This is a genomic window from Paraglaciecola sp. (assembly GCF_039942875.1).
Classification (GTDB): Bacteria; Pseudomonadota; Gammaproteobacteria; order Enterobacterales; family Alteromonadaceae; genus Paraglaciecola.
In genome coordinates, this window is record NZ_JBDVBQ010000052.1 from 1 (window position 1) to 26,249 (window position 26,249).

A 26,249-nucleotide genomic window follows, 5' to 3' on the forward strand; every position below is an offset into this window, starting at 1 on the left:
AGCTTTTGAAAATACCCTTGTACAGATGAGTACCTCTATCGTTAATCTTAGTGTAACTAACCCTATTTATGTTGAAGCTAAAGTGGCGCAACGTTATTTTAGCGATCTGTCATTGGGGCAGATGGTTACCATAAATTTAGATGCTTTTCCTGATAAAACTTATCACGCAGAAATTTTACGTTTGGGTTACGAAGTAGACCAAGTAAGTGACACAGTATCGGTTTATGCCAAACTTGATAATCCCCTCCTTAAACTGCGGCCCGGTATGGGCGGAATTGCCAATATAGAGCTAAATGCTTCAGAAACACAAGGCTTGCGTATTCCTGCTATTTCTTTACTTGGAAGTAATGGTAGAAATGCATTTGTGTTTGTAGTTGATAACAATAATGTAGCCCGTTTAAAGGAAGTGAGCATTGTGGGATATGAACAAGGTTTTGTTGGTATCAAGTCAGGCTTAGAAGCTGGAGATAATGTTGTGGTTGTGGGCCAGCAGGCTTTGATAGATGGAGATACAGTGGAGAGTAAAGATGAAACTTAAACTACTTGCTTTATTTTGTCTAACACACTCCTTTACGGCAGCCTCACAGCCATTAGCTGTTGGGAATTTTGAAAACTTGATGGCACATGTATGTGTCGATCCGAATATAGCTGCTGCAGCAAAAATGCAGGTGAGTGTGGCAAAAGATAGGTTAAGTATCAGTGAATATGATGCTTGGATGCCAGAAGTCACACTTGGAGTTGATGTGTATTCTGCTAAGGGACAACCCACTAGTTTCTTTGCTGTTCAAGACGGTGAAGTGCAAGACCCAGCAGAACCTAACTTTTACCAAAAAGGCAAAGCCTGGCAAGGTAAAGTGGATTTTAGCTGGGGCTTATATAATGAAGGAAAGTGGGTAGGTCAAAATGGGTTAACCCACTCAGAAGCTTTTTCAGGATATGAAATTGCTCAATCTCAATTGTCTAGTGCTCGGAGAGAGGCAATTGAATTGATAGGTCAGTATTATTTTAATGTTTTGGTCTATAGTGCGCAACTTGAAGTACTTCGCCCTCTAGTTGAAAAACGAAAGGCCCAACTAGAGAGTTTTGAAGCTACAGTTGCCGCGGGTGTTAATACTAAGGATGACTATTTTACAGCAAAGTCAGCCTATGCCAGTTTACAAGAGCGCTTGATTCAAGCATCTAGACAACTCGACGTAAACTTAAATTTTTTACAATTAATGACCACTAAAAGTCTAGACGTTTTAAGTAGTAAAAATGAGCGTAGCTTGAGTGAGTTAGCGTCTATAGTTGACCGTGAATTAGCCCTTGGTGATATTAATAAACTTGTTCAAAGTCACCCTGATGTAAGTTTATTAACAGCAAAACTTCAGTTAGAAAATCAAAAACTAACTGCACAAAAAGGTAAATTAAAACCTAATCTTAATTTATATGTAAAGCTTCGTACGGCTGATAACTTTGATAATGGTTTAAGGAAAGACTATGGAGAAGTGGGACTAACTTTAGAGTATCCACTTGGTGAGGTAGTCAGTAATTATGGTGAGTCACAAGCTCTACAGAAATCAATCACAGCTTTGAGTATCGAGTTAACCTATCTTAAAAAAGTTAAAATGTTACAGGCCGCAAATATAGCCGGTGATCTTGAAAGCGCTAAAGGTAATATTGCGGTCGCTAGTATTGATTTAGAGCAAAAGGAACACGCCTTACAAAGTAAAACCGAACAGGTGAAGTCTGGAGTGTTAGGGCTAGATGAGCTTGTTAAATCAGAAGATGACAAAATAAACTCTCAAATAAGCTTATTGAATACCTATAACCAAGCTTGGATGAAATATATACAGTCTGTTATTTTTACAGATTCCGCCTGCCAGATGGTAAGTAGGTAAATTAAATGAGTAATAAAAGGGTTGTTCAAAATATCTTACTGGTATTTTCCAGTGAAGGTATTGGGGGGATCCTCAGCTTTGTTATTGTTTTATTGTCGGCTCGCTTGTTAGGTGTTGATAATTTTGGGGTGTTTTCATACATCTTAGCCATAACCAGTGTTTGTCAGTTGGTTGCAGATTTTGGTTTAACCAACTTAATCGTTAGAGAAATCGCAAAAGATAAAAGTAAGTCAGAATACATAATGAGTAATGTCTTGTCTTTGGCTTGGATGTTGTCTTTGTTAATTTTGGCTGTTGTGGTGACGGTTTCTTATTTCACATTAGAAAACCAGGATGAAATATTAGCAGCTTGTATAATGGGGTTAGCTGTGTTGGCTACCTATCACTCTGTGGTTTATTCTTCAGTTTGTAGAGCCTACGAGAGAATGGGTTACAATGCCTTTAGCTTTGTGGTTCATAAAGTTATTTTGCTGGGCTTTATTCTATTTTTTACTTCTTCATTTTCGCCTGTTGAGTCTCAATTATTAGGTATCGCTATTGCCTACTTAATTGCAAACCTGTGTCAATATCTATTCTTTTTTGTAGTGGTTACCCGTCATTTTATAACCTTTAGTTTTGGGCGAGATGTTAAGTTTTGTATACAGCTTCTACGTGATGCTGTGCCAATTGGCGCATCAATGGTCATTAGAAGGCTTACTCTGCAGGTGGACATCTTAATTCTAACTTTTATTGCGCTACCAAGTGCTGTAGGCGTATTTAGTGCCGCGTATAAAGTTGTGCAAGTAGTTGATATGATCCCATTTGCTATTTGCCTACCTTTATTTCCTGCTTTGTCTAGGCTAGCCAGTACAGACCTAAAGCAATTAAATACGTTCTTTGCTAACTCACTCACAGGCTTTTTGATTGTATCAATTCCCATTTCTGGTCTGTTAATTCTCTCAGCTGAAAATCTAGTGATGATGTTTTACGGTGATGATTATAGTAATGCTGGCCCTGTGCTACAAGTTCTAGCATTTAGCATTGTTGGTTTGTTTGTAAATATGCTGCTGAGCTATTTGTTTATTTCACTTAATAAACAACGGTTTTATTTATATTCAGCAGCCGCCTGCTTAGGTATTAATGCGATTGTAGATTTCACTTTAATTCCGTTTTGGGGAGAATTAGGGGCTGCGTGGGGAACCATAGCAGGCGAACTAAGTTATTTTGCTTTATGTGTATTTTTTCTTAAACAGGTCAATATTCAATATGCTTGGGTTCAACATACTTGGAGGCCAATTCTTCTTGCTGTCATGGATGTTTGGGGGTGTAGTTTTATTTTAGAAGAAGGAATAAAGAGCCAAATATTAGTATCAGTCTTATATGTGGCATTTTATATCCTTGGATTATTTGTATTAAGGGTATTAACCCTTTTACAGGTAAAGCAAGTTGTCGGTTCAATTTTGGCTAAACAAGTACAGAAAGATAAACAACAAAAAAGTACAGAGTCGGGGCTAAATTAAGTGAGATTTTTTAATCAAAAACTACTTTTTCTACCAGGTAAATTTCTAGAAAATTTTCCAATGTTAATTGTGGCTTGTTTGCTGATTTTTATGGGGTTAACAGGAACATGGATTAGTTTTCCTTTATCTGGAGAGATGGGCTTAAAGGAGCTTAATGCGAGTGATATTTATAGCCAAACTAAATGGTTGTTATTAGCTCTATTAGGTTTGTACTGTGTTACGACTGTGGCCAAATATAGCCTAGTGCGAGTATTGGTTTCCTTAGGGGTTTTGTGTTTTATCTTGTACCTTGCCTTGCATTATAGCTTTTTTAGTGGCGAAAATATTGCTCAATATACTCAGGAAAGTAAAGCTTTCAGAGATATCCAACATGTTCTTGCTTTAAATGAGACACCAAACGCCGGTCGCTCTGTTGAAACGGCTCTAGCCTTTGATGCTTTTAAGTTTATTGATCGTGTCGGAGTGACGTTGGGGGTCTTAGGATGGGGGGCTAAACTTGCACTTATCGGTTCTTTTATGTTGTTTTTGTTTGCTGTTGTACGCTCAAATAAAGTCATTTATTCATCTCTAATAAGTGCCACTGTATTTGTACTTTTTTTTGTGGGAAGTGGTATCGGTGATGTTTCGTTAGCCTATTTAAAAGTCAATCAAGGCGTACGGGACTTTACTCAAGGTACTGCGGCGGAAGCGATGACACAGCTTAATGAAGCTGCCTTGCTTGATCCTGTGTTGAATTACTCTAATGGTTTTCCTTTGTTAACCTCTTATGCTTATTTTACTACCTATGGGCCTGAGGACAGGAATGCGTATGCATATAGAATTAATCAGGAGTTTGTCGCTGGTGAGTTTTCTTCGGTTTTTGCGCTTAACTCTTATATTAAAAGCTCCTCAGGCAAATCGGCAACTGGTGCAGAATCTAATGATTTAGGTTTACCTCAGAAATTAGCAATAGAGCGTATTGAAAAGCGTTTGGTTTCAAATGCGTATAATCGCGTTGGGCTATTGTATTTATGGCATCAAGAATGGGCACAAGCAGAACAACATTTTTTGATGGCGTCAAGATTAACGAATTCTTTGGTAGCCCAAATAGCCTTGCTTAGTATCTACAATGCAACCAAACAATATGAATCTTGTAATATTTTGTCTGACCAAATCTTAGGAACAATTCATAATCATTCTATGTCAGCTGATATTTGGACCACCAAGGGTGAGTGTTTGAGTGCAAGTGGCTATCCATCTGAAGCTAGAAGTGCGTTTCAGCATTCCATTAAATTAGATGGCGATAAGAATTATCGAGCAGTAAAGGGGCTTAGTGGTACATGAATGGATGTAAATTATGAAAAGCAATATATTTTGGAAGCTATTGTCCCTTGTTTTATTCGGACTGGTCATAGTCGCTTTTAGCTATATCAAATCTGCCGATGAAGCAAACTCAAGGTTTACACTTTCGTGGGGGCATAGCCAATGGATAACCACCCAAGAACCGAGTCCAGTAGGTTATTTTCGTGCTTCAGTTGAGTTAGATAGCAAAGCAACCCGCGCACAATTACAAATCGCAACTACAGATGAATTTTCCTTATACGTTAATGGGTTTTTAGTGGATGAAAAAGTACAAAAGTCGATGTTAGCGACGGGAGTATTTGATGTCAGTACCTTGTTGAATGTTGGGGAAAATATCATAGCGGTGAAGGTTAAGCGTAGCACCTATCCAGCCATTGTTGGCTTAAGATATGAGTTAACAGCTTTGGATGAAATGGGGAGAAAATCTACTTATTTTTCTACGCAGAAAGATAAAGCAAGCCATTTACTGCCGCAGCAGACCAGTAACCTGTATTGGTATTCAAATGGGGTAGATGACGCTGAGTGGTTAAATACTAAATCTTGGCAAGGTTCAGATGATGTATCAATGATAGGTTTTGACCCAAACTTGTTAATGGGTATTGAAGTACCAGAAACCCTCTTAGTCAGCAGTCCACAAAGCTGGAGAGTGTCTACTCAAACTGAGTTCCAATATGAGGCTACGGAGAATGCCCAAGTTTGGTTTACCATTGCGAGTGATTCTCCCTATGAAGTCGCTGTAAATGGAATTAGTTTGGGGGTCTTCCCTGTTAATGACAGAAAATTAAACTTGAAGTCTATTCAAGCCAAGTTAGCTGACGGAACTAATAACCTGAGGATTGATTTTTTAAACAGTGGAAATTCTGTTCATGTTGCCGGTGGAATCATTATTGATTCAGCCAAAGGTACAGATACTATTTATTTAGATAGAAGCTGGTTGTTTACCGAAGTTACTGGCAGCACTACAGATGTTTTTACTGAGTTACACAAAGCTGACCTAAAAAGTAATGTTAAGGTCGCTAAATCTAGCCTTAGCCCTGATTATTTCTTTGTCGTTGATGAATCATTTGTGGCGCCAAAACTTATTCAAAAAGCCCCATGGTTATTTGTACTGAAGTTTGTCGTGGTCGCTTTGTTTCTTTCATTGATTTTTAAAGCTCTTGGGCTTTCGATAAAAGAGCAATTAGACGCCACAGTTCTAGCCAATTTAGTTGCCTTGTTATGTCTATTATGTGCTTGGTTTATGGCACAAGACGTTCGCTTTGACGCTAGGCAGATATTTTCTGATGGTGCTTTTGATCTGGTGTTAGTTATTTGGGCATTGCTTGTGGCAATTTCCATGACGGACCAATGGAGAGTTAAGGGCCAAGACCACACAGCTAAACTAACCACTGCAGTTACACAGTCTTTAAATTTAAATCACCTTATTTATTGGTTGTTAGTTACCTCCGCTATCGTATTAACCTTTGTGATGCGATTTGAAGGGTTGGATTTAAGAGCATTAACAGTTGATGAAGCTACAATCGCAGGCTTTGCTAGAGGTGTGATAGAAAGAGGGTACCCCTATTTGATGGTGGGGGGGATGGAAGTCGAGCTCGCTACCTATGAGCTAGTTCCTTATTTTCTTGCCGCTTCAATAAAGGTGTTTGGTTATGGCGACTTTGCACTGCGTTTCCCTGCGCTAATGTTTAGTACTATGACTTGTGGCGCTATCATTTACTGTGGTACTAAGTGGTTTGGGCGTTTGTCTGGTTTAATTGCAGGTTTACTCTTTGCTGTTTCTCCTTGGGCTATTTATTGGGGCCAGAATTGTTTTCATCCTGCCCAAACGCAGTTTTTTAACCTAATTGCGCTTATTGTGTTTTACCGCTTATTAAAAAGTGATCAAATATCCATAAAACTTGCGGTTCTTTCTGCATGTATGTTTGCTTTCAGTTATTTAAGTTGGGAAGGTGCTGGCTTAGTTCTGCCAATAATGGCTATTGTTGCTATTATTATTCGCTGGCGTCAGTGGCAGTGGTTTATGCAGATGAATCTTTGGATAGCAGCCCTGCTAATTCTATTCGTCATTGCATTCCAAGGCATTAGGCGTATGTTACTTCAGTCGCCTTTTGTGATGGTCGGGTTTGGTAAAAGTGATTTAGCTACCCCAAAACTTACCTTCACGGACTCTTCATACGAACCTTGGTATTACTTACAAAACTTCTTTTTTACTGAATCACATTTTGCCCTCAGTTTATTCTTTATAGTTGGTTTTATTCTTATTTTTTATGATAAAAAACTAAGTTTTGTGGTGTTGTTTGTATTGATGGCGTACCTATCGCTGACTAACTTATTGGGGTATTACAACGCTCACTATTTCTACTTTGTTCTACCCGCATTTTTAATCGCTGTGGCGGCTATTTTTGTGAAATTGTTGATGTTAATTCAAGCCCATACTTCAGCTAAGGGATTAATCTCGTGGCGTATGCAAGGTGCTGTGGTTGGCATGTTGATGGCCTTTGTATTGTTTATACCCACTAGTTCTGGTGTATTACATATGTATCGCTTAATGGCAGGAAGTATTGATGGCCTAAGAGTGGACTATAGAGAAAGTTTATCGGGTATGGATGGGCGAGAGGTATCTAGTGCCCTGCGCAAATATAAGCGTGAAGGCGACCTAGTGTTAACCTCTATTCCTTTGGTAACCGAACATTACATTGAAGAAAAGGGTGACTACTTTGTGCAAACTATTACAGATAGGAAGGTAGTTTACGATACCGTTAAAAAATCTCCCTATTATGTAGACAAATTTGTAGGTAACCCAGTGTTACGAAGTAAACAAGAACTACAAGATGTACTGCAGCGCAACGATAGAGTTTTTTTTGTTGCCGCGCCAGTTAATGGGCTCACTCGGATAATTGATGAGGAAACTTTAGATTACATTAATCAAAATATGCGAGTGTTAGAAGAAAGTTATGATAGTAGGTTGTATATATGGGAACGCTAAGTTTGATTGATTTACTTAACATTAGATTTTATTTGAAGTTAACGCTTTACCTTGTTAGCTCTTTAAAATCTTTATTTGCTCTGGTATTCCTCACTTTTCTTTTATGTGCCTGTGGAGAAGGAAATTCTTACCTAGATACTGAAGAAAATAGGTGCTCAGCCACAGTTAATCCCAATGCTGGTGACATGGACAGTGATGGTATTATTAATCAATGTGATCTAGACAATGATAATGATCTTGTAGACGACGAGTTTGATAACTGTCCTCTAGTTGTAAATAGTGACCAATTAGACTCAAATAGTGATGGCTTAGGAGATGCCTGTGATGCTGATAATGACGGCATTGAGAGTTTATTGGATAACTGCCCATTACTTGAAAATGAGGACCAACTTGATACTAATGGTGATGGCGTAGGCGATGCCTGTGATGCCGACAGCGATGGCATCAGCATTGATGCTGACAATTGCCCGGCTATTGCTAATACAGATCAACTCGACACTAACGGTGATGGCATTGGGGATCTATGTGATACTGATAATGATGGTATCTCAAGTACCGAAGATAACTGCCCACTTTTAACCAATGCAGATCAACTTGACAGCAATGGCGATGGTGTAGGTGATGCCTGTGATTTTGATGGTGACGGCATCAGTATTGATATTGATAACTGCCCAATAATTCCAAATGAAGATCAGATTGATAGTAACCAGGATGGTATCGGTGACGCCTGCGACTTAGATGATGATGGCATAGGTTTTAGTGTTGATAATTGCCCTCTTGTCGCCAATGAAGATCAATTAGATTCTAATAATGACAATGTGGGTGACGCCTGTGACCAAGATGGTGATTCAATAGCCGATAATCAAGATAATTGCACCATTATTCCAAATGTTGATCAAGCTGATGAAAATGAAAACGGTATAGGGGACCTTTGTGATGTGGGGGAAGGTGCTAACAAGTTTGGTTTTTTTGAGCCCTTAAACCTTTCTGACAACCCTGGATTAACCTTTAGACCCAGTATTGCATTTGATGAACGAGGTTATATACATGTTGTCTGGGATGACAATACTGGTATTGAAGGTGCCTTGGAGGTGTATTACAGTGCAGTCAAGGTACAAGGCCTTGAAGCCAGTGACCCCATTAAATTATCTAATACGGAGTCAAATATTATTGGTCTTGCACAAAGGCCACAGGTAGCAATTGCGCCAGATGGTGATGTACATGTTATATGGCAAGATACCAAGTCAAATTTCTCGGATATTTATCACTTATCCTTAACCTTCAATGAAGAGTTAGAAACATTTGAAATTGTACCTTCTACTGACCCTGCAGAGCCTAATCCAGAAAAGAACATCTCAAATACCGAAGAGTCAAGTGTAGAGCCAACTATTGCCATTGATGATGTTGGCAACATTTTTGTTGCTTGGTCCTCAAACACAAAAGTGTCAGTTGTTCGTTCATTAGATGGTGGTGTTACGTTTTCGCCAATCGATGAACAAGTAACTTTTCCTATATCTGTGATTGTAGAGCCGTCATTGTTCGCCAGCGGTAGCGGTGATGTTAGGTTAGCTTGGACCGAGCAATATAACCTACAATTTACCCAGTCTAATGATTTTGCTGAGAGTTTTGCATCGGTTAACACTTTAAATACCTCTGAGTTTTCCATGCAACGTGCTGATGTAGAGGTGTTTGGGGAAAATGTCTACATATCATGGGATGAAGAGTTAGAGGCTGGCGGAAACCCTGAGTTATACTTTTTAGCATCAAATGATAGTGGTGCCACATTTAATGAAAAAGTGAACATTTCTGATAATAGTGGTACGTCTATCTATGGTTCTTTAAAGGTAGGACCAACGGGGGATATTTTTATATCTTGGTCTGATACCACTACCGGTAACTATGAAACAGAATTTAGCTTTTCAGATGATGGCGGTTTAACTTTTTCTGAATCGCTGGTTATCTCGCCTAGTGACAATGGTTCATTAGTTGTGAGTATGGATGTTGATAGTAACAATAATGTTGCCGTCGCTTGGGATGACAACCGCTTTGACTCATTTGATATTTTAATGTCCTATGGCGCAATTGATCTTCCAGTTATTAGTGATTTATCCGATATCCCTGATTTTTACGACCCTAACTCGGAAGCGCCTATTGTTATTAGTGCTGCTTTATCTGATTTGATGTATTGGCAGGTACTTATAACTAATGATGTAGGTAAAGTGTTCCAAAATTCGAGTGCTATCGCAAACAGTGTGAACCTAATATGGGATGGCTCTGATACCGAGGGAAATATAGTTGAGCCAGATACCTATACTTATTCTATATCTGCTGAAAATGGGGACGGTGTAAACGCGGTAAGTCGCTTTGGAAGCATATTAATCAATGATGCAGATTCTGCCGACCGAGACCCTAAAATTGAATCTTTAATTTCTGACAGGGAGGCATTTTCACCTAATTTTGATGGTCGAACCGATACTGCCATTATTAATGCTACGTTTAATCAAACATTAGATTGGAATATGGAAGTTAAAGATCAAGAAGGAACAGTATTAACAAGTGCTTCGGGTACTGGTCCTTCTGGCTATTTAGAATGGGATGGCCTTCAGGAAAATGGAGAACCAATGCCTGAAGAAATATATACTATTACTGCCTCTATCGTTAATGATGATGGACAAACTGATGAAGCAAGTACGGATATCGTTATAGACTTAACCCCGGTTGTGGTTGAAAATCTAACCATTACTCCGGTTTATTTAAGCGATGGTACGCCTGGTAATATTTCATTTTACATTACCGAAAGTGCTGTTGTTACTATCTATATATTTGATGAGTCGGGATTTACGACCGTTAATGAATTAGTACGAACTCAATTAGGTGGGGGGATTGATGGTGTAGCAGGGGCTCAAGAAGTCTCTTATGACTGGAATGGTGAGTCTGGTAACGGCATTATGCAGCCTCCTGGTAAGTATTCATTAAGAATATGGGTGCGAGACTTTGGCGCTAACTTACCGGTTGAGTATCCATTTATTCGAGAAATTGAAATTATAGAATAACGTTCAATTTTGGCTTTTAGGTTACTGCTGTAGACCAAGATTAAACAGAGTTTTAAGTGCTTACGTCCATTGATATATTTAATTTTAAATATATCAATGGGTCTTTAATATTCCCCTTACTTTTTTATGTGAATTTGCCATTAGTAAGTTAATGGCTTTTTGTTATTTTAAGAGATGATTTATATGCGTATTGTGTCTATTTGTTTACTTTTATTGTCAGTGTCTTTGTACTCATTAGCGGCACAGGGATTTGAAGATATAGCCGATTTTACCGGTGAAATGCAGCATCAAGCCGGTTATTTTGATTTTTATTATGATGATAAAACCGACAAAATTTATCTAGAAGTAGACAAACTTGACAAAGACTTCTTATTTCAAAGCAGTTTGCCTCAAGGAATAGGCTCCAACGATATAGGGCTAGATCGTGGCCAGTTGGGTGAGACTCGGCTAGTTAAATTTGAACGCTACGGCAATAAGGTACTCTTAAAGCAGTTGAACACTGAGTATCGAGCGAGCTCAACTAATAAGGCTGAGAAGGCTAGTATAGATGAAGCCTTTGCAGATTCAGTAATTGCAGGCTTTAAAGTTGTTGCATCATCGAACGACACTGTATTAATTGATTACACGGCGTTTTTGTTATCTGATATTCATCAAATATCTCAACGTTTGTCAGCTAGAAAGCAAGGTAGCTATAAGCCGGATGTTAGTCGTAGTGGAGTTTATTTAAAAAAGAGTAAAGCCTTTCCTAAGAATACTGAGTTAGAGGCCCTTGTTACTTTTGGTGGCAGTAAACCCGGTGAGTATGTTCGGCAAGTCACACCTGCTCCTTTAAGTATTTCTGTGCATTTACACCACTCTTTAATTGAATTGCCAGATGACCAATATCAAGCCCGCAGGTTTGTGCCTTTTTCTGGGTTTTGGTCAATGGAGTACCAAGATTACTCAGTGCCAATTGATAAGAGTATGTCTCAGAAGTTTATTCCTAGGCACAGATTATCTAAACAAAATCCAAGTGCTGAAGTAAGTGTACCTATTAAGCCTATTGTCTATTATCTTGACCCGGGTATTCCAGAGCCAGTGATGAGTGCCTTAAAAGATGGTGCTCTGTGGTGGGATCAGGCGTTCGCTGAGATTGGTTATAAAAATGCGTTTCAAGTGAAAGTGTTACCAGAGGGAGCCGACCCCATGGATGTGCGCTATAACGTTATTCAATGGGTGCATAGAGCTACTAGAGGTTGGTCTTATGGCTCATCTGTAATTGACCCCCGTACAGGAGAAATCATTAAAGGTCATGTTACCTTAGGTTCATTGCGAGTAAGGCAAGATTACTTAATCGCCATTGGGTTAACTAGCCCCTTTAGTGAAGACGGAAAATCAGATATGGATGCTGATACCAGTAAACAGAAAGCAATGGCATTAGCCCGTATTCGACAGTTATCAGCCCATGAGGTTGGTCACACTTTAGGAATAGCCCACAACTTTGCTGCAAGTGAATATGGCCGCGCGTCTGTGATGGATTATCCGCACCCCTATGTGACTATTAAAAAAGGAAAAGTGGATTTAGAAGATGCTTATGATGTAAACATAGGTGAATGGGATAAGTACGTTATTGCTTATGGTTACCAACAATTTGCTAACCAGACTGATGAGCGTCAAGGTCTTAAAGCTTTGGTCGCTGGTGCCCGTGATAAAGGCTTTAAATATCAGTCTGACCCAGATGCTCGACCCTCCCATGCAGCAAACCCATCTGGGCACTTATGGGATGGGGGAAGCTCGTCAATTGCCGAACTTAACCGCTTAATTGAAGTACGAAAAATAGCCCTTCAGAATTTTGGAGTAAAAACCATTGAGTCTGGCAGCACCTTGTCTTCTTTAGAAGAAACGCTAGCGCCTATCTATTTACTGCATCGTTATCAAGTTGATGCAGTCGCTAAGCTTATTGGCGGGGTCCATTATGAGTATGAATCTAAAGGTGATTATCCTAAAGCAAAAGGTATTGAAGTGGTCGCTGCCGATGTGCAGAAAGAAGCGATACAGGCAATGTTAGCCACACTAAACAGTGAGTTTCTGAGTATTCCTGAATACATCACCCAACTCATAACCCCTAAGGCTTATGGCGATAGACGTAACAGAGAAAGCTTTAAGGGCCGCACTGGATTAACTTTTGATCCAATTACAGCCGCTGAATCTTCAGCTGCATATAGTCTGGCTTTGTTGCTAAAAGCTGAACGTTTAAATCGAGTTGCAGCACAAAGTGAATTTGCAAAAGGTACACCGGATATAAAGCAGCTGTTTACAATTATCTTTAAACAAACCATAAAAAATGGAACGGATGAGAAACATGTGCAACTTAGTAAACGCATTAATTATTTGGTGCTTGATCAAACTGTAAAAGCCTTATCTCAAGATAACTTAGCACCAGAGGTAAGAGGCGCTATAGAAGCAGAATTAACAGCTTTACATAAATGGCTTAAAAATCATAACCGTAACCCAGATAATGCAGTAATGGCCAGACAACTCGAGCATTATTGGCATTTAGGGGAGTGGAAATCACAGTTTAGTGTTAAACCTTTACCCCCTGGCTCTCCTATTTAAAGATTATGAATAACGTGACTGAATCATTATATTGTGTGAAATGTGGTAGCGCTAGCTTGGCTAAGGATGGCGAAAAGTCTTTCCGCTGCAGCCATTGTGACTTTACGTATTTTCACAATGTGGCTGCGGCCTCAGGGGCTTTTATAGTTTTTAACAATAAAATACTCTTATTGGAGCGAGCGTTAGACCCTGCTAAAGGTAAGTTGGATATTCCCGGTGGTTTTGTTGATTATGGGGAGTCTAATGAACAAGCTCTATGTCGTGAGTTATTTGAGGAATTACAGCTATCTGTAGCAGATTCTGAGATGTCTTATTTATATTCATTTCCTAACCAGTATTTATATAAAGGCGTGGTTTACCATACTGTAGACTGCTTCTTTGAGTTGATACTAGACTCGGAGCCAAGTTTGGTATTACAGCAAAGTGAGATAAGTAATTATTATTGGGTAGACCCGAAAACGTTTAACTTAGATGAGTTAGCTTTTGATTCATGTAAGCGAGCACTAACTAGCTATTTGTGATAATAAAAAAGGAGCATAAAGCTCCTTGATATAAAAAGAATTCTTCTGAAAAACGGTAGTTAGGCTCTATAGCCAAAGAATTTATTTTTGATGATTTCTTCTGCAACTCCATCAGGAAGGTTCTGTTGCCAGTCGTTATTTCCACCAGATATCTGTTTTAATATTTCTCTTGAATAAATATTAAAGAGCTCTGGATCACTACACTCTATGCCATGTAAAAAACCATTTTCTAATAAGTGACGATACAAAAAGCGTAAGTGCTCTGGCACTTTTACGTCGGTAAACTCACTCAAGTTACCATCTTCGTCCATTTCTGGGTATACAAATAAACGAGTATTATCTGGAAATAACTTACCAAACCCTTCCAAAATTCCACCCTCAACACCACGGTAGAAGTCTTCATTAAAGATTTGTTTGAGATTAACCATGCCAACAACAATACCAATTTGTAGTTTAGTAAATTGCCTAAAGTAAGCTCTGAGTGAAAAATACCGAGTATAATCCGATATCATTACGTTATAACCAAGAGAGTTAAGTAACTGTATTCTTTGTACTATGTCCTTCTCTGGCACTTTTGCGTCATTACCGTGAATATCATTTAACGATATTTCAGCAATGGCTATAGTATTTTCAGGGTTTACACCCGGTAGGTTTGCAAATGATTGCTGGCCTTGTTCAATCATATCAACATTAAGTTTGGTGACCGGTCTAAACGAACCACGAATTGTCATGACGTTTTTCTTATAAAGCATTTCTGCAGGTACGGTTACTGTGCCATCTGGCTTAAACATTACAGCACGGGCTTTCCAGCTACGGATAAGGTGAATGTTTTGAGCGCGATTATCTGAATCTTCAAAATATGGGCCCTCGAAGTCAATGGCATCAATTTCTACTCTATTGGGTTTCATGCCATCGGTTAGAGAGTCTATGATTTTTTTAGTATCTTCAAAGTAATGATAGGCGGCATAAATTAAGTTTACACCAATCACGCCTAAAGCTTGTTGTTGGGCTTCTGCGTTATCATCTAACATTCTGACATGTACAATGATGTTTGAAGGCTCAGCGCCGGGGTACATTTGCACTCTAACACCACACCAAGCATGACACTCATTGTTTCTATTGAAACTTTTTGCAGCAACCGTTGCTGCATAAGCAAAGAAACGAGAAGATTTAGAGCGGATGTCGGCAACCCTGTCGATTACCAAATCAAACTCTTGCTCCATCATAGCTTGAACACGAGCTTTACTGACATATCGTCTATTCTCTTGCACGCCATAAATGGCGTCAGAAAATTTCATATCATAGGCTGACATGGTTTTTGCAATGGTACCCGCTGCAGCACCTGCTAAGAAAAATTGTCTGGCAACTTCTTGCCCTGCACCTATCTCTACTATGGTGCCATATTTCTTTTCGTCCAGATTTAAGCGCAGGGCTTTCTGGCTAGTGCTGCGACTACTAACACTAGCCTTCGATGCTAATTTTTTGTCCATGATATCTCCAGTACGAGGCGTAGATGAAATGTTCATCTCTATTGTAGCCTTTTTTACACCTGTGGATAAATCAAAACTTTGCTTTAAAATAACTTAATTCATTGAATCATATAACTAATTCAGTGGTTATTATTAATATTTAACAACTTAGCGGGGTATGGCTTCTTTGAATTCCTAAAATAATACCACTTTGGTCAAATGCAATTTCAACGACATCCCCTGAGTTGAGCTGCATATCAATTTGTTGGAGGTCAGTTAAGGCGGATATAAGCTGCTCAGATAGTTGCATCACTTCAGCATCACAGGTTTTAAGTCGCCAGATATTATCAGTAACGCTCAAAACTGCGCGTTTTTGATGGTGCTGAGCATAGGTTTTCCGTTGATTTAAATAGTCTTTATAATGCTGGGCATAGCGATTATGAATACCTTCAGAGGACAAGTCTTTGACATTACTCAAAGAGTGAATTTCAACGCTTTGATAGGCTATTTGTGGTTTATTAAATTGCACATTTCGAAACATCATAATACTAATTAATAGCAGAGTACTTGCCGCCACAGCCACATAACTTATTCGGTTAAAAATTGCAGTGGTTGTTTTGTGGCTTGTTTGTTTCTCTAAAAGCTTACGTTTGATAGACACTGGTGCGAGATGTGCTGCTTTACGTTTACTGTAAAGCTTTGCAAGTGCTTCTTCAGACGGTTCGTTATCTTTAGTCATGATCTGTCTCTGCATATTTTTCAAGTTGTTTGCTAAGGTGCTGTTTGGCGTATCTAAGTCTGCTTTTGACCGTTTCAATTCCGCAATGGGTAATATTCGCTATGTCTTGTAAGCTAAATCCTTCTTGTTGCAAACAGAAGGCTTCTCGCTGTTCAAAGGATAGTGACAATAGTGTCTGCTCAAAAACACTGTGTATATCTGATTGCTGGTGCTTTGTATCTAAGGCCTTCGCGTTATCATGTATTGAATTAATATCACCCGTCATGGGTTTCCCTTGTCTTAATTCATCAATCAGCAGGTTACGAGCTAAGGTAAATAACCAAGCTTTAAATTGCCCTGAATCTCGAAAAAGGTGTTTTTTTTCCATAACCTTAAGCCAGGTTTTTTGGCATATATCTTGGGCTAAAATAGGTTCAGAGAGTGTTAGTACAAAATGGTACAAGTCGTCGCCACAGGCTGTATACAGCTTAGTTAGTAGGGCTTTGTTGCCAGACTCGGCATAACGGAGCATAACGCTCTCGTTACTATGCCTATCAACTAAAAAAGATTTTAAGGTTAACGCAAAGCTCATAGACGCTCCTTAATGTATTGTAAATGGCCGCACCATACAAAGCGGCGGCCTATATTAGATAGTGCCATTTAACTACCTAATTTAAAGTCTAACATAACTACCATACCATCTTGTGGTTGTGGGGTTCCTTGTACTATGTTGGGTTTGTATTTCCACTTTGCCAACGCCCGTCTTGCAGCTTGTTCGAATACTCTTTTGGGTTCGGCATCAACTATTTTAATGTTATTCACTGCTCCTTGAGTATTAATGGAAAAGCTGAGTTTTACCCAACCTTCTTTTCCATCTCGGGCAGCCGTAGCTGGGTATTTAGGCTCAACTCTGACAATAGGCCTAGCCACACCGTCATCCATGCCCAAGTTTGGTGTAATATTTGTGTTCATAGTGGGCCCTTCAAATGCGCTCAAATACAACCCTGGATTAAGGTTTTGTTGTGGTAAGGTCTCTACTATTTTGGGGATCGACTCAGGCTTTGGTTTAACTTTTGGCTTGGGTAACACTTTTGGTTTGTTGATCAAAGGTTCTTCATCAAAGTTATAGTTTAAGTTAATAGGTGTACTCTCGGTCTCGGGGGCGCGGGTAATTTCGTCATTGGATATCAGCATATCCATGAGCACAAAGGTGCTAAAGGTGATAACTGCAGCAATAGTCATAGCGCCAATGAGTTTATGAATATTTATACTGGGAGCTGAAAGTTGCGGTGTTAAAAGTGTTTGCATTGTGTTTCTCCGTTGGTTTCATTGAAGTAACGAAACACCAACGGAAAAGGGGTTAACTAATTTTCAAAAAATTCACAGCCCTAATGAAAAGGGCTGTGCAGTTTTAATTAAAACTGGTATTGAACACCTAAATAAGGTGCTTGGCCTTTGGTGTTATATTCGGCTAAGTCTTTATAGTCTTCGCCAAACAGGTTTTCAACCCTTGCAAAAACAGTGAGCTTGGGTGTCACTGAATAGCGGGCGCTTAAATCAACTATTTGATAATCATCCATTGGCACTCTAACTGATTGAAATATTGCACTATCGTAAACAGAATCAGTAAAGTCTTTTACTAAACGTACATTGGCAGATACCGTTAATTTTTCAATTTGGTAATCAAGGCCGATATTAACTAAGTGTTTTGGACGACGAATACGTTGCTCTCCTGTGGTGTCTTCTGTGTCGTTATAGCTGTAGTTACCGCTAAATCGTAATGATTCACTTAAAGTTAGGTTAGCAATTAACTCAAGGCCTTCAGAATACACATCGCCTATTTCTTGTATGTATCCCGAGAAACTAGCTAAATCAAACTCAATACTGTCAGTGATTTTTTGGTCAAAATACACGGCTTCAAAGTGTGAGCCATTTTGTAAGTTGTATTCAATAGCTACCTCGTAGCCTTTGGTATTCTCTTCTTTTAGGTCACTATCAGTAGCGGGGGCATAAGCCCAGGCACTGTTGTTATAATCAATTTCAGAAAGGCTTGGCGCACGAAACCCAGTACCATAAGCACTGCGGAGTGTAAGTTCGTCATTACCAACAGCCCAAATATAGGCTCCGCTTAACCTCACACTGGTATGCTCACCAAAGTCTTCGTTGTCGTCGTGGCGGACACCAGCTGTAACATAGAGGTTTTCAATGAACTGACCTTGGTATTCTAGGTAGTAACCTTTGCTAATGCGACTAAGGTCAGAAGAACTAATCACTTCTTTTTCCCAGTCTAGACCATAAACTACTCCGTGATCTTCAGTAAAGTCTGTGTTGCCTAGGTATTCAAAGCGCTCCACATTACCCTTAGTAAAGAAAGCTGAAATACCGTCGGTAAAATTCTCTCGCTCAACTATGGTCTTTGCATAAGCTAACTCGTGGCCACTGTTATCAGTTTCATAATTAGCTGTTACTCTTAGGTTACTTTGGGTAAATTCATTTTCACAGTCGTTAGTACCTAGAGCAGAAAAGCAGTTGTCATACTCGCCATCTCCAGAGGTGTTTCGCAGAACTACGCCAAACTTTAACTCTTCATTTACCTGCCACCCAAGCCGTGAATGTATCGTGGTGTTTTCATAACCATCTTGATCGAGGGAGGTATCGTCGATTCGTGAGTTGAACCCATCGGTTTGGTAGTTAGAAGCCGATAGGTAATAATCTAGGCTTTCAATAGAGCCTCCAACATCTGCTGCTAAATTGGTAGTACCATAACGGCCTAGTTCTCCACTAATATTACCGGACAAGTCTTCACTGCCTGCGCCACTTAGAATATTAATGACTCCGCCTGCATCTGCACCGTAGGCTAATCCTTGAGAGCCTCTTAAAATTTCTACCCGTTGAATATTGCTACTTTGTAAGTGGGCGAGCTGTGGGCCAACTTGGGTACCTGTGGGATCAGATATATCTACACCATCAACGCGAACTAGGGTGCGGTAACCTTCTTCACCACGAATACGTAATGCTGAAGTTGTACCTTCGCCCCCTGTGTTAGTGACGCCTATTGACGCTTGCACTTTTAACACATCGGCAAGGTTACTGTAGCCACGTAGTTCAATGTCTTCTTTAGTGACAACCGAAACAGAAGTGGCAATTTCTCTAAGTGGCATAGCAACACGACTAGACACCACAACCATTTTCTCTATGTCTTGTTCTTCGTTATTTTGCTGTATATTTTCTTGTGCAAATAATGGGCTGGCAATTAGTGCTGCGCTGACCGATAACGCGAGTGATGTAAGTTTCATAAAATCCTCAATCTTATCTTTAAAAAACGATTGAGAGGGGAGGGTAAAGAATTGCTTGGTTTGTGATGGTAAACAAACGTCATTTTTAGGTAAGCAAATAACAACACCTAAAAATATGTGCATTCTAATGAAGCCCGCCGCTCCATACGTACAGTTAGCTATTTACTTAGGCCGGTGTCGGGCTTTAATGCGAATTTGCATATTACCGTTGCGGGGGCAGCAGTGGAGTCTCACCACACTTCCCGTTTACCCTATCCAGGTTGATTTAAATCAACCGATAGGCACCTAGAACAGCGGCGTGCAAGATACGTTTTGTGATAGATAAAGTCAACGAGGTTTTCTCTATGAAAAAAGAATACGTAATGACTATTTAATCAAGATTTCGGTGCAGTATATATGTCTTAACTACTCTTTGGGAAATAACCAGATTCTTGCAAACTTTAAATAAGGTTAAACTATAACGTTTGATGAATAACGGAATACGATTATCTTTTGTTATTCATGTCTTATTGAGTAAAGTAAAACTGCCTTGCATTGTCTATTTGTTCACACATGATTTTTACTTCGTCTAACATACGTGTAGTGAGTCTGTGGGTTTTGTCAGGGTTAGGGTGAAATATAAACTTGTTCTTAACAGCTGGAATATGTGGCCACTGTTGCCAATTTAAACTGTCAGGTGTGTTGGTACTGTATGGCGTGGGTTGTATCACCACCTGGGGTAAGCTGGTGAGTACTTGTTCTAAGCCAATAATGGGATAGTCGTCTACTGCGTTTGCAAATGGGTTATTGCCACCACATAACTCAACTTGCTGTTGTAGCAGGGCATTTTTCGCTACGGTGCGTAGTGGTCTCGCCCACATTTCATAAAAGACTTTGACTGTGGGTTTGCTACTGTAAATATCTTTAAGGTTATTTAATTTTGATAAGTATTCTGAAGCTAAGGCTGCTGCTGCGGTTTCCCTTCCGGTGAGTTCACCTAACATAATAATTTCAGAGGCTATATCTGCCAATTGAGTAGGGGCTGAATATACTACTTTGAGTTTGTATTTTTCTAAGCGCTCTAAGTCATCAGCTGGGTTACCAGTTTTCCAGGCGATGATGACATCGGGATTAAGCTGTAATATTTTCTCGATTTGCAATCGCGCATAGTTACCCACACGCAATATATTTTTCGCTGCCGCTGGGAAGTCCGCATGGGCTGAAGTACCAATAATTTGCTCGCCAGCGCCTATGGCATAAAGTGATTCAACTAGATGTGGGGCTAAGGCGATTATGCTCCTGTGTTGTTTTTGTTCCTGGGTTAAAGTCTTCGCTTCACTTTCTGTACGCTGAATGTCAGCAAAAATTGGCAAGCTTAGTGTGAATGCATAAAGTATCAATAACCCTCGAAGTGTTTTCACCAGTCAATTCCTTTTTGTGCCTTTATGCCATTATCAAAGGCATGTTTAACTGGGCGAACTTCACTAACAGTATCTGCTAATTCGATAATGGCACGGTGGCAAGCACGTCCAGTGATCAGCACATGTTGTGTTTTTGGCCTAGCAGTTAACGCTGCGAGAACGTCATCCAAATCTATGTATTTGTAGGTGACCATATAAGTAATTTCATCAAGTAAAATAACATCTACGTTTGGGTCCTGAAGTAAGGTTTTGCTGTGTTTCCACGCACTTTGAGCGGCTTTGATATCGCTTTCTTTATCTTGGGTTTCCCATGTAAACCCAGTTCCCATAACATGGAATTCAACGCCGTTTTTTTCTAACAGGTTACGTTCGCCACATTCCCAGCCACCCTTAACATATTGTACTACCTTGGCATTTAAGCCATGGCCTACCGCGCGAGTAATAGTGCCAAACCCTGATGTAGATTTACCTTTGCCATTCCCTGTTAATACCAGTAGCAAGCCTTTGTCTTCTTGGGCTGCTGCAATCCGTTGGTCTACTTTCTCTTTTTGTTCTTGCATGCGTTTTTTATGGCGTGCTTTGTCCTGCTCGTTACTCATGTTGGTTACTCTTATTCATTTGTGATGCAATAATTGGGGTGATTTTAGACCAATCTAAATGGGCTTCGCAGGCATCAGCTAAGCGCTCTAATTGGTGCTCTTGTTGTTGTGAGTAATTCAGTAATTCATCTGTTTTTGCGCCGGCCCAACCAATTATGTGCTGTAAAGCTTGGGGCGAGTCGAACATACCGTGTAAATAACTACCTGCAACTTGGTTATCAGCACTAATACACCCATCTAGCTCACCGTTATTTAAGGTACAAAATGGTTTGGTATCAAGCTCTCTAATACTTTCCCCCACATGAATTTGATAACCTTCTATAATCACCTCTTGATGTAAGTTATTTAGTAATAAATAGCCTGTGCTATGGGTTAATTGTTTTTCAGCTTGTAGTTCGGTATTAATATTCAAGTAACCTAAACCTGCAGATATGCCAGCTTTGCCTTCTATACCTAGTGGGTCCTGTATGCTTTTACCGAGCATTTGATAGCCGCCGCAAATTCCCAAAACCTTACCGCCATAGCGCAGGTGCGTGGCAATTTCGCGATCCCAGCCATGGTGTTTCAGCAATGCTAAGTCGTCTCTGACATGTTTACTGCCCGGTAATATAATCAGATCACACCCTGGTATGCTTTTTCCTTGGGGCACAAAGGTTAGTTCAAGCTGAGGGTGGGCTCTGAGCATATCAAAATCTGTATGGTTACTTATGCGAGAAAACACAGGCACGGCAATCCGTAAACGTACATCGTTTTTGTCGATATTCTGACTAGCTTGTATGGCGTCTTCTTCGGCTAGGTGTAGGTCCATCAAATAAGGTAACACGCCTAATACCGGTTTATTTGTGCGCTCTTCTATCCAATCTAAGCCGCTTTGTAATAGTGCAATATCGCCCCGAAATTTATTGATAACAAAACCCACTACGCGGTTTTGTTCACTAGCTGATAATAATTCTAAGGTACCCACTAAGAGCGCAAACACGCCACCTTTATCTATATCGGCAACGATAATTACCGGGCAATCTGCCGCTTCAGCAAAGCCCATGTTGGCGATGTCGCCTTCTCTTAAATTGATTTCGGCAGGGCTACCGGCCCCTTCAACCATGACTACTTGATATTGATTGATTAACCGCTTGTAGGACTCAAGTACAGCTTGCATCGCCACTTTTTTATAATCGTGATAAGCCTGGGCCTGCATATTACTAATAGCTTTACCGTGAATAATGACCTGAGCGCCAGTATCACTGCTAGGTTTAAGTAGAATTGGGTTCATGTCTACATTAGGTATAACACCAGCGGCTTGTGCTTGCAGGGCTTGGGCGCGACCTATTTCGCCGCCATCTGGTGTAACTGCGCTATTAAGTGCCATGGTTTGTGGCTTAAATGGCGTAACATTATAATTAAGTCGTTTTAAGCAACGGCAAAATCCTGTAACTAATAGACTTTTACCCGCATCGCTAGTGGTACCTTGGATCATCAAGGTGGCTGTTCCCTCTAGGCTGACGGGTAAAGTGTTAGCATTAGGCAAAGTCTTCATGTCCTAAGTCTGCTGGCAAGCCTATAAAGTCAACTCGTGGAAGAGCACTAGCGTTAGTTGGAATGGTAATTCTGGTCAAACTGCCATACCCAATTTGTAATTGGCTGTACCATTGTCCATCTTGCCAATCTACAGGTAATACATGTCCTAAAACTTGCCTGATTACGCCCCCATGGCAAACTAGCAAATTACGTTGGTTTTGATAACTTTCTAACAAAGATTCCCAAGCACTTATCACTCTGGTATGAAACCCTTCAAGTGATTCACCTTTAGGTGGAGAGTGTCGTTCTGAGCTTTGCCAAAACGACGTCATTAGTGGCCAGTGTTGTGACTGGTCGTCAAATCGAATCCCATCCCACTCGCCAAAGTCACATTCTTGAAAGTCTGGATTGAATTGAACAATTAACTCATGGGTTCGTGCTATTTCTTCGGCAAAATCACTGCAGCGCCTTAATGGTGAGCTAATGATGTTGTCAAGATACAGTAAATTTCTACATTGCTGATGCATTTGCTGACGGCCATTGGCACTCAACTGAACATCTGTTCTGCCGTTTAATGCTTCAGGTCCATCTACTTCACCGTGGCGCAATAAATATACCTGTGTTGGCTGCTCAGACTTGTTTTGTTTGGTCATCACTCGTCCTTTTTATTTTCTCTACAACAGCGAACATTAATAAGCCTAGCGTTATGTAGATTAGGAGTACTAATGTCGTCGGTACAAATAAAAGCTGTTGTTGCTTGATTCATTATTAATGTGCTTATAGTTAGTGATTAAGTGTTTCTTTGGCGCATTGCCAATAGAAAAAAGATACTGCCGATGGCCGAGGTGATTATACCAATTGGGATTTCTTGGTCGGGCAGGGCGATGCGGGCGATTACATCAACCCATACTAAAAATGCACCGCCTAACAATACACAGCCAATAATCAGAGTACGGCTTGTAACACCTAGCCAATTGCGAATGATATGGGGGATCATCAAACCTACAAAACCGATGCCACCGCAATAGGCTACGATACATGCGGTTAATGCTGCGCAAGTCGCTAAGGATAAAATACGTAACCTGCCCACATGTACCCCTAGGGTTTTGGCATTTTCGTCACCAATTAATAAGGCATCCATATGGCGGCCATATAATAATAATAAAGATACGCTTACGATGAGTACGGGTAATATCACCCAGGCATACCAAGTTTCAATTCGTGCAAGGCTACCCATTAGCCAAAATATTACTTTGTTGGCGGCAAATGGCTCTGCCATAAATAAAATGAAATGACTAAGGGCACTTAGCATAAATGAAACGGCTATACCTGCTAGTAACATGTGTTCTGTTTTACTACCAAAGGTTCGGGTGACTAAAAGCTGTACTAAAATTACCGAAAATAAGGCCCCTAAAAATGCAGCAAAAGGTAAAGCTAAGGAAAAGCTGATCCCAGGAAGTAACGATAATAACCCCAAGTTTTCTGCGAAGTTACTGTCAAATAATAAAGTCGCAATACTTGCGCCTAACCCCGCACCTGACACCACACCAAATAGGTAAGGATCGGCAAGCCCGTTACGGGTAACGTTTTGCAATGTTGCGCCAGCAACTGCTAATCCAGCCCCAACTAAAAAACCTACTAATACCCGCGGCGCCCGAATTTCCCAAAAAATCATCTCGTTTACCTCTGAGCTACAACTATCAACAAGGCATGACAATAACTCTCGGTTACTAAAGTCAGCAGCTCCAAAAAATAGCCCTACAATTACAGAGGTAATGGCAAAAAAACATAACAACCAGAATTTCTTGTTCATAATTAACAGTCACCTTTTGTTAGGTGGTGACCTGTTTGAGATGGAGGATAAAAATTGACATGAAAACTTTTATTACTGGCACCTTCAGTAACGGCGCAGGGTAATCGAAATACTTCTGATAATTGCTTTGTGGTAAATACGGCCTCTGGCGTGCCTTTGGCTATGAGCTTACCTTGGTTTAGTAGGCATATATTATCGCAATAATGAGCTGCTAAATTGACATCATGCAAGCTCATTATAACAGTGACCTTGAGACTACGAGCTAATGAGGTTAGGAGTTGTAAAACTTGATGTTGGTAGTACACATCAAGATGGTTTACCGGTTCATCTAATACTATTAAATCTGCCCTTTGCACTAAAGCCCGAGCGATTAAGCCCCGCTGCTGCTCACCACCCGATAGTGAACTAAAGGTTTGTTGAGCTTTTTCGGTCAGTCCTACTTTTTCTAAAGCTTGTGCAATACGCAATGTGTCATCTGGGGTCGCTCTGCTGATCAAAGAAGAGTGAGGTAGTAATCCCATACGCACAATTTGTTGCAAGTTCAGTGAAAATACTGAGTCGTTGATTTGGTTGACCACAGCTATTTGCTGCGCACGCTGCATTTCGCTATATTCTTTAAGGTCTTTTTGTTTCCAGAATACGCTACCTTGGCAAAATACTTGGCCTGATAGTATTTTTAATAAGCTTGTTTTACCCGCACCATTTGGCCCGACCACACCTAAAACCTCACCTCTGTGAACACTTAGATCAATATCAGATAAGATGACTTTTGTAGCAATCTTATAATTGATGTGCTTTGCAATAAGGTTTGGTTTTTCTGGCATTTGCTAGTTCTTACTAATGTTTCGGGCTCATTAAAATCATGTGTTAATCAAACGACCAAGGTGAAAAATAGCGAGCAGGAAAGCATATCGAGAAACAGCAGAGCGGTTACAAGAGTATGTTGTCCGTGTATTCCCGCACGAATATCAAATTGGCCAAAATTGATTAGGCCAAGATTACAATTAAGGATGAGGCTGATATCTGACTCACGTACTTTTACATCTATTTATATAGACTAAGAACGTATACAGTTGCGGGTACAGTGCCGGCTTCTCACCAACTTCCCATTTAATTTGTATGCTTGTAACTAGAATCGTACACCACACAAAACCTTATCTTTAGGCGGCGAAATATAGCAAGTAAGTCGATGATATTCGAGGGTTAATTGGTAGAGATCATTAAAGGAGCCACCTTCCTCTATAGAATTCAGCATTCGTAATAAGTTAATTTTTGGCTATTGGCTAAAGAGTGTTGGTAACCTTACTTTTGGTTTTTTTATAAAAAACTGTATTGGCATCAGTGGCAGTATAAGTGCAAATTGATATATACGAACTGCTATTTTTAATAGGTGAAGTTACTATTGATAATCTTGGTGTGTAAAAAACGAAGTGGTTTCCCTATATCTATTGAGACTTACCCCTCTGTATATAGAATTTCATAGAAAGCACTTATAACAATACTTTAGGGATAAAGTGAACCTTAAATTTGGAATTGTTGGTTAACAAGCTTTACTATTAAATGT

General features: G+C 40.0%; 19 protein-coding genes and 2 riboswitches. Of the genes, 8 read left to right on the plus strand and 11 right to left on the minus strand.

Going from position 1 to position 26,249, the window contains the following annotated elements:
- The 8 genes from ABJE44_RS18240 to ABJE44_RS18275 form a co-directional block, all read left to right on the plus strand.
- A partial coding sequence (locus tag ABJE44_RS18240) for an efflux RND transporter periplasmic adaptor subunit (protein WP_348120862.1) occupies positions 1 to 538 on the plus strand: 538 nt, incomplete at its 5' end.
- On the plus strand, positions 528 to 1,880 hold the full coding sequence (locus ABJE44_RS18245) for a TolC family protein (protein ID WP_348112959.1): 1,353 nt from the start codon (positions 528 to 530) through the stop codon (positions 1,878 to 1,880). The genes ABJE44_RS18240 and ABJE44_RS18245, both read left to right, overlap by 11 nt.
- A 5-nt stretch (positions 1,881 to 1,885) precedes the next feature.
- A complete protein-coding gene (locus tag ABJE44_RS18250) occupies positions 1,886 to 3,379 on the plus strand; it encodes a flippase (protein WP_348112958.1) in 1,494 nt (497 codons plus the stop codon).
- A complete protein-coding gene (locus ABJE44_RS18255; RefSeq protein ID WP_348112957.1) occupies positions 3,380 to 4,702 on the plus strand; it encodes a hypothetical protein in 1,323 nt (440 codons plus the stop codon).
- 13 nt (positions 4,703 to 4,715) lie between these two features.
- Positions 4,716 to 7,706: a glycosyltransferase family 39 protein gene (locus tag ABJE44_RS18260; RefSeq protein WP_348112956.1), complete on the plus strand. Its 2,991-nt coding sequence runs from the start codon at positions 4,716 to 4,718 to the stop codon at positions 7,704 to 7,706.
- Entirely contained in the window at positions 7,694 to 10,759 is a 3,066-nt protein-coding gene (locus ABJE44_RS18265) for a thrombospondin type 3 repeat-containing protein (protein ID WP_348112955.1), read from the plus strand. Before ABJE44_RS18260 ends, ABJE44_RS18265 begins: the two co-directional genes overlap by 13 nt.
- 183 nt (positions 10,760 to 10,942) lie before the next feature.
- Positions 10,943 to 13,354, plus strand: coding sequence for a zinc-dependent metalloprotease (locus tag ABJE44_RS18270; protein ID WP_348112954.1), 2,412 nt, complete (start codon positions 10,943 to 10,945; stop codon positions 13,352 to 13,354).
- A gap of 5 nt (positions 13,355 to 13,359) precedes the next feature.
- Positions 13,360 to 13,875 carry an NUDIX domain-containing protein gene (locus tag ABJE44_RS18275; RefSeq protein ID WP_348112953.1) on the plus strand — a complete coding sequence of 172 codons (516 nt, stop codon included), beginning with the start codon at positions 13,360 to 13,362 and terminating at the stop codon, positions 13,873 to 13,875.
- Between the two features lie 59 nt (positions 13,876 to 13,934).
- Here the strand turns inward: ABJE44_RS18275 and ABJE44_RS18280 are convergent, their stop codons facing one another.
- The 11 genes from ABJE44_RS18280 to ABJE44_RS18330 all read right to left on the minus strand — a co-directional run bounded on the left by ABJE44_RS18280 (position 13,935) and on the right by ABJE44_RS18330 (position 25,509).
- Entirely contained in the window at positions 13,935 to 15,365 is a 1,431-nt protein-coding gene (locus tag ABJE44_RS18280) for a TonB-dependent receptor (protein ID WP_348113323.1), read from the minus strand.
- Between the two features lie 139 nt (positions 15,366 to 15,504).
- Complete coding sequence (locus ABJE44_RS18285) at positions 15,505 to 16,083, minus strand: hypothetical protein (protein WP_348112952.1); 579 nt, start codon at positions 16,081 to 16,083, stop codon at positions 15,505 to 15,507.
- Positions 16,076 to 16,654: a sigma-70 family RNA polymerase sigma factor gene (locus tag ABJE44_RS18290; RefSeq protein WP_348112951.1), complete on the minus strand. Its 579-nt coding sequence runs from the start codon at positions 16,652 to 16,654 to the stop codon at positions 16,076 to 16,078. Before ABJE44_RS18290 ends, ABJE44_RS18285 begins: the two co-directional genes overlap by 8 nt.
- 68 nt (positions 16,655 to 16,722) lie before the next feature.
- On the minus strand, positions 16,723 to 17,370 hold the full coding sequence (locus ABJE44_RS18295; protein ID WP_348112950.1) for an energy transducer TonB: 648 nt from the start codon (positions 17,368 to 17,370) through the stop codon (positions 16,723 to 16,725).
- A gap of 107 nt (positions 17,371 to 17,477) precedes the next feature.
- Positions 17,478 to 19,358, minus strand: a complete 1,881-nt coding sequence (locus ABJE44_RS18300; RefSeq protein WP_348112949.1) for a TonB-dependent receptor — start codon at positions 19,356 to 19,358, stop codon at positions 17,478 to 17,480.
- A 151-nt stretch (positions 19,359 to 19,509) separates the two neighbouring features.
- Positions 19,510 to 19,662, minus strand: a riboswitch (cobalamin riboswitch).
- Positions 19,663 to 19,864: 202 nt separating this feature from the next.
- Complete coding sequence (locus ABJE44_RS18305; RefSeq protein ID WP_348113322.1) at positions 19,865 to 20,692, minus strand: cobalamin-binding protein; 828 nt, start codon at positions 20,690 to 20,692, stop codon at positions 19,865 to 19,867.
- A 62-nt stretch (positions 20,693 to 20,754) separates the two neighbouring features.
- Positions 20,755 to 21,357, minus strand: a complete 603-nt coding sequence (gene cobO / locus ABJE44_RS18310) for a cob(I)yrinic acid a,c-diamide adenosyltransferase (RefSeq protein ID WP_348112948.1) — start codon at positions 21,355 to 21,357, stop codon at positions 20,755 to 20,757.
- Positions 21,350 to 22,891, minus strand: a complete 1,542-nt coding sequence (locus tag ABJE44_RS18315; RefSeq protein WP_348120865.1) for a cobyric acid synthase — start codon at positions 22,889 to 22,891, stop codon at positions 21,350 to 21,352. Before ABJE44_RS18315 ends, cobO begins: the two co-directional genes overlap by 8 nt.
- The gene (cobC, locus tag ABJE44_RS18320; protein WP_348112946.1) at positions 22,875 to 23,525 is read right to left on the minus strand and encodes an alpha-ribazole phosphatase family protein; all 651 of its coding nucleotides are present in this window, start codon (positions 23,523 to 23,525) and stop codon (positions 22,875 to 22,877) included. The genes ABJE44_RS18315 and cobC overlap by 17 nt, the downstream gene beginning before the upstream one ends.
- A gap of 137 nt (positions 23,526 to 23,662) precedes the next feature.
- Entirely contained in the window at positions 23,663 to 24,685 is a 1,023-nt protein-coding gene (locus ABJE44_RS18325) for an iron ABC transporter permease (protein WP_348112945.1), read from the minus strand.
- 2 nt (positions 24,686 to 24,687) lie between these two features.
- Positions 24,688 to 25,509 carry an ABC transporter ATP-binding protein gene (locus ABJE44_RS18330; protein ID WP_348112944.1) on the minus strand — a complete coding sequence of 274 codons (822 nt, stop codon included), beginning with the start codon at positions 25,507 to 25,509 and terminating at the stop codon, positions 24,688 to 24,690.
- A 172-nt stretch (positions 25,510 to 25,681) separates the two neighbouring features.
- Positions 25,682 to 25,847: riboswitch (cobalamin riboswitch) on the minus strand.
- Positions 25,848 to 26,249 lie beyond the last annotated feature (402 nt).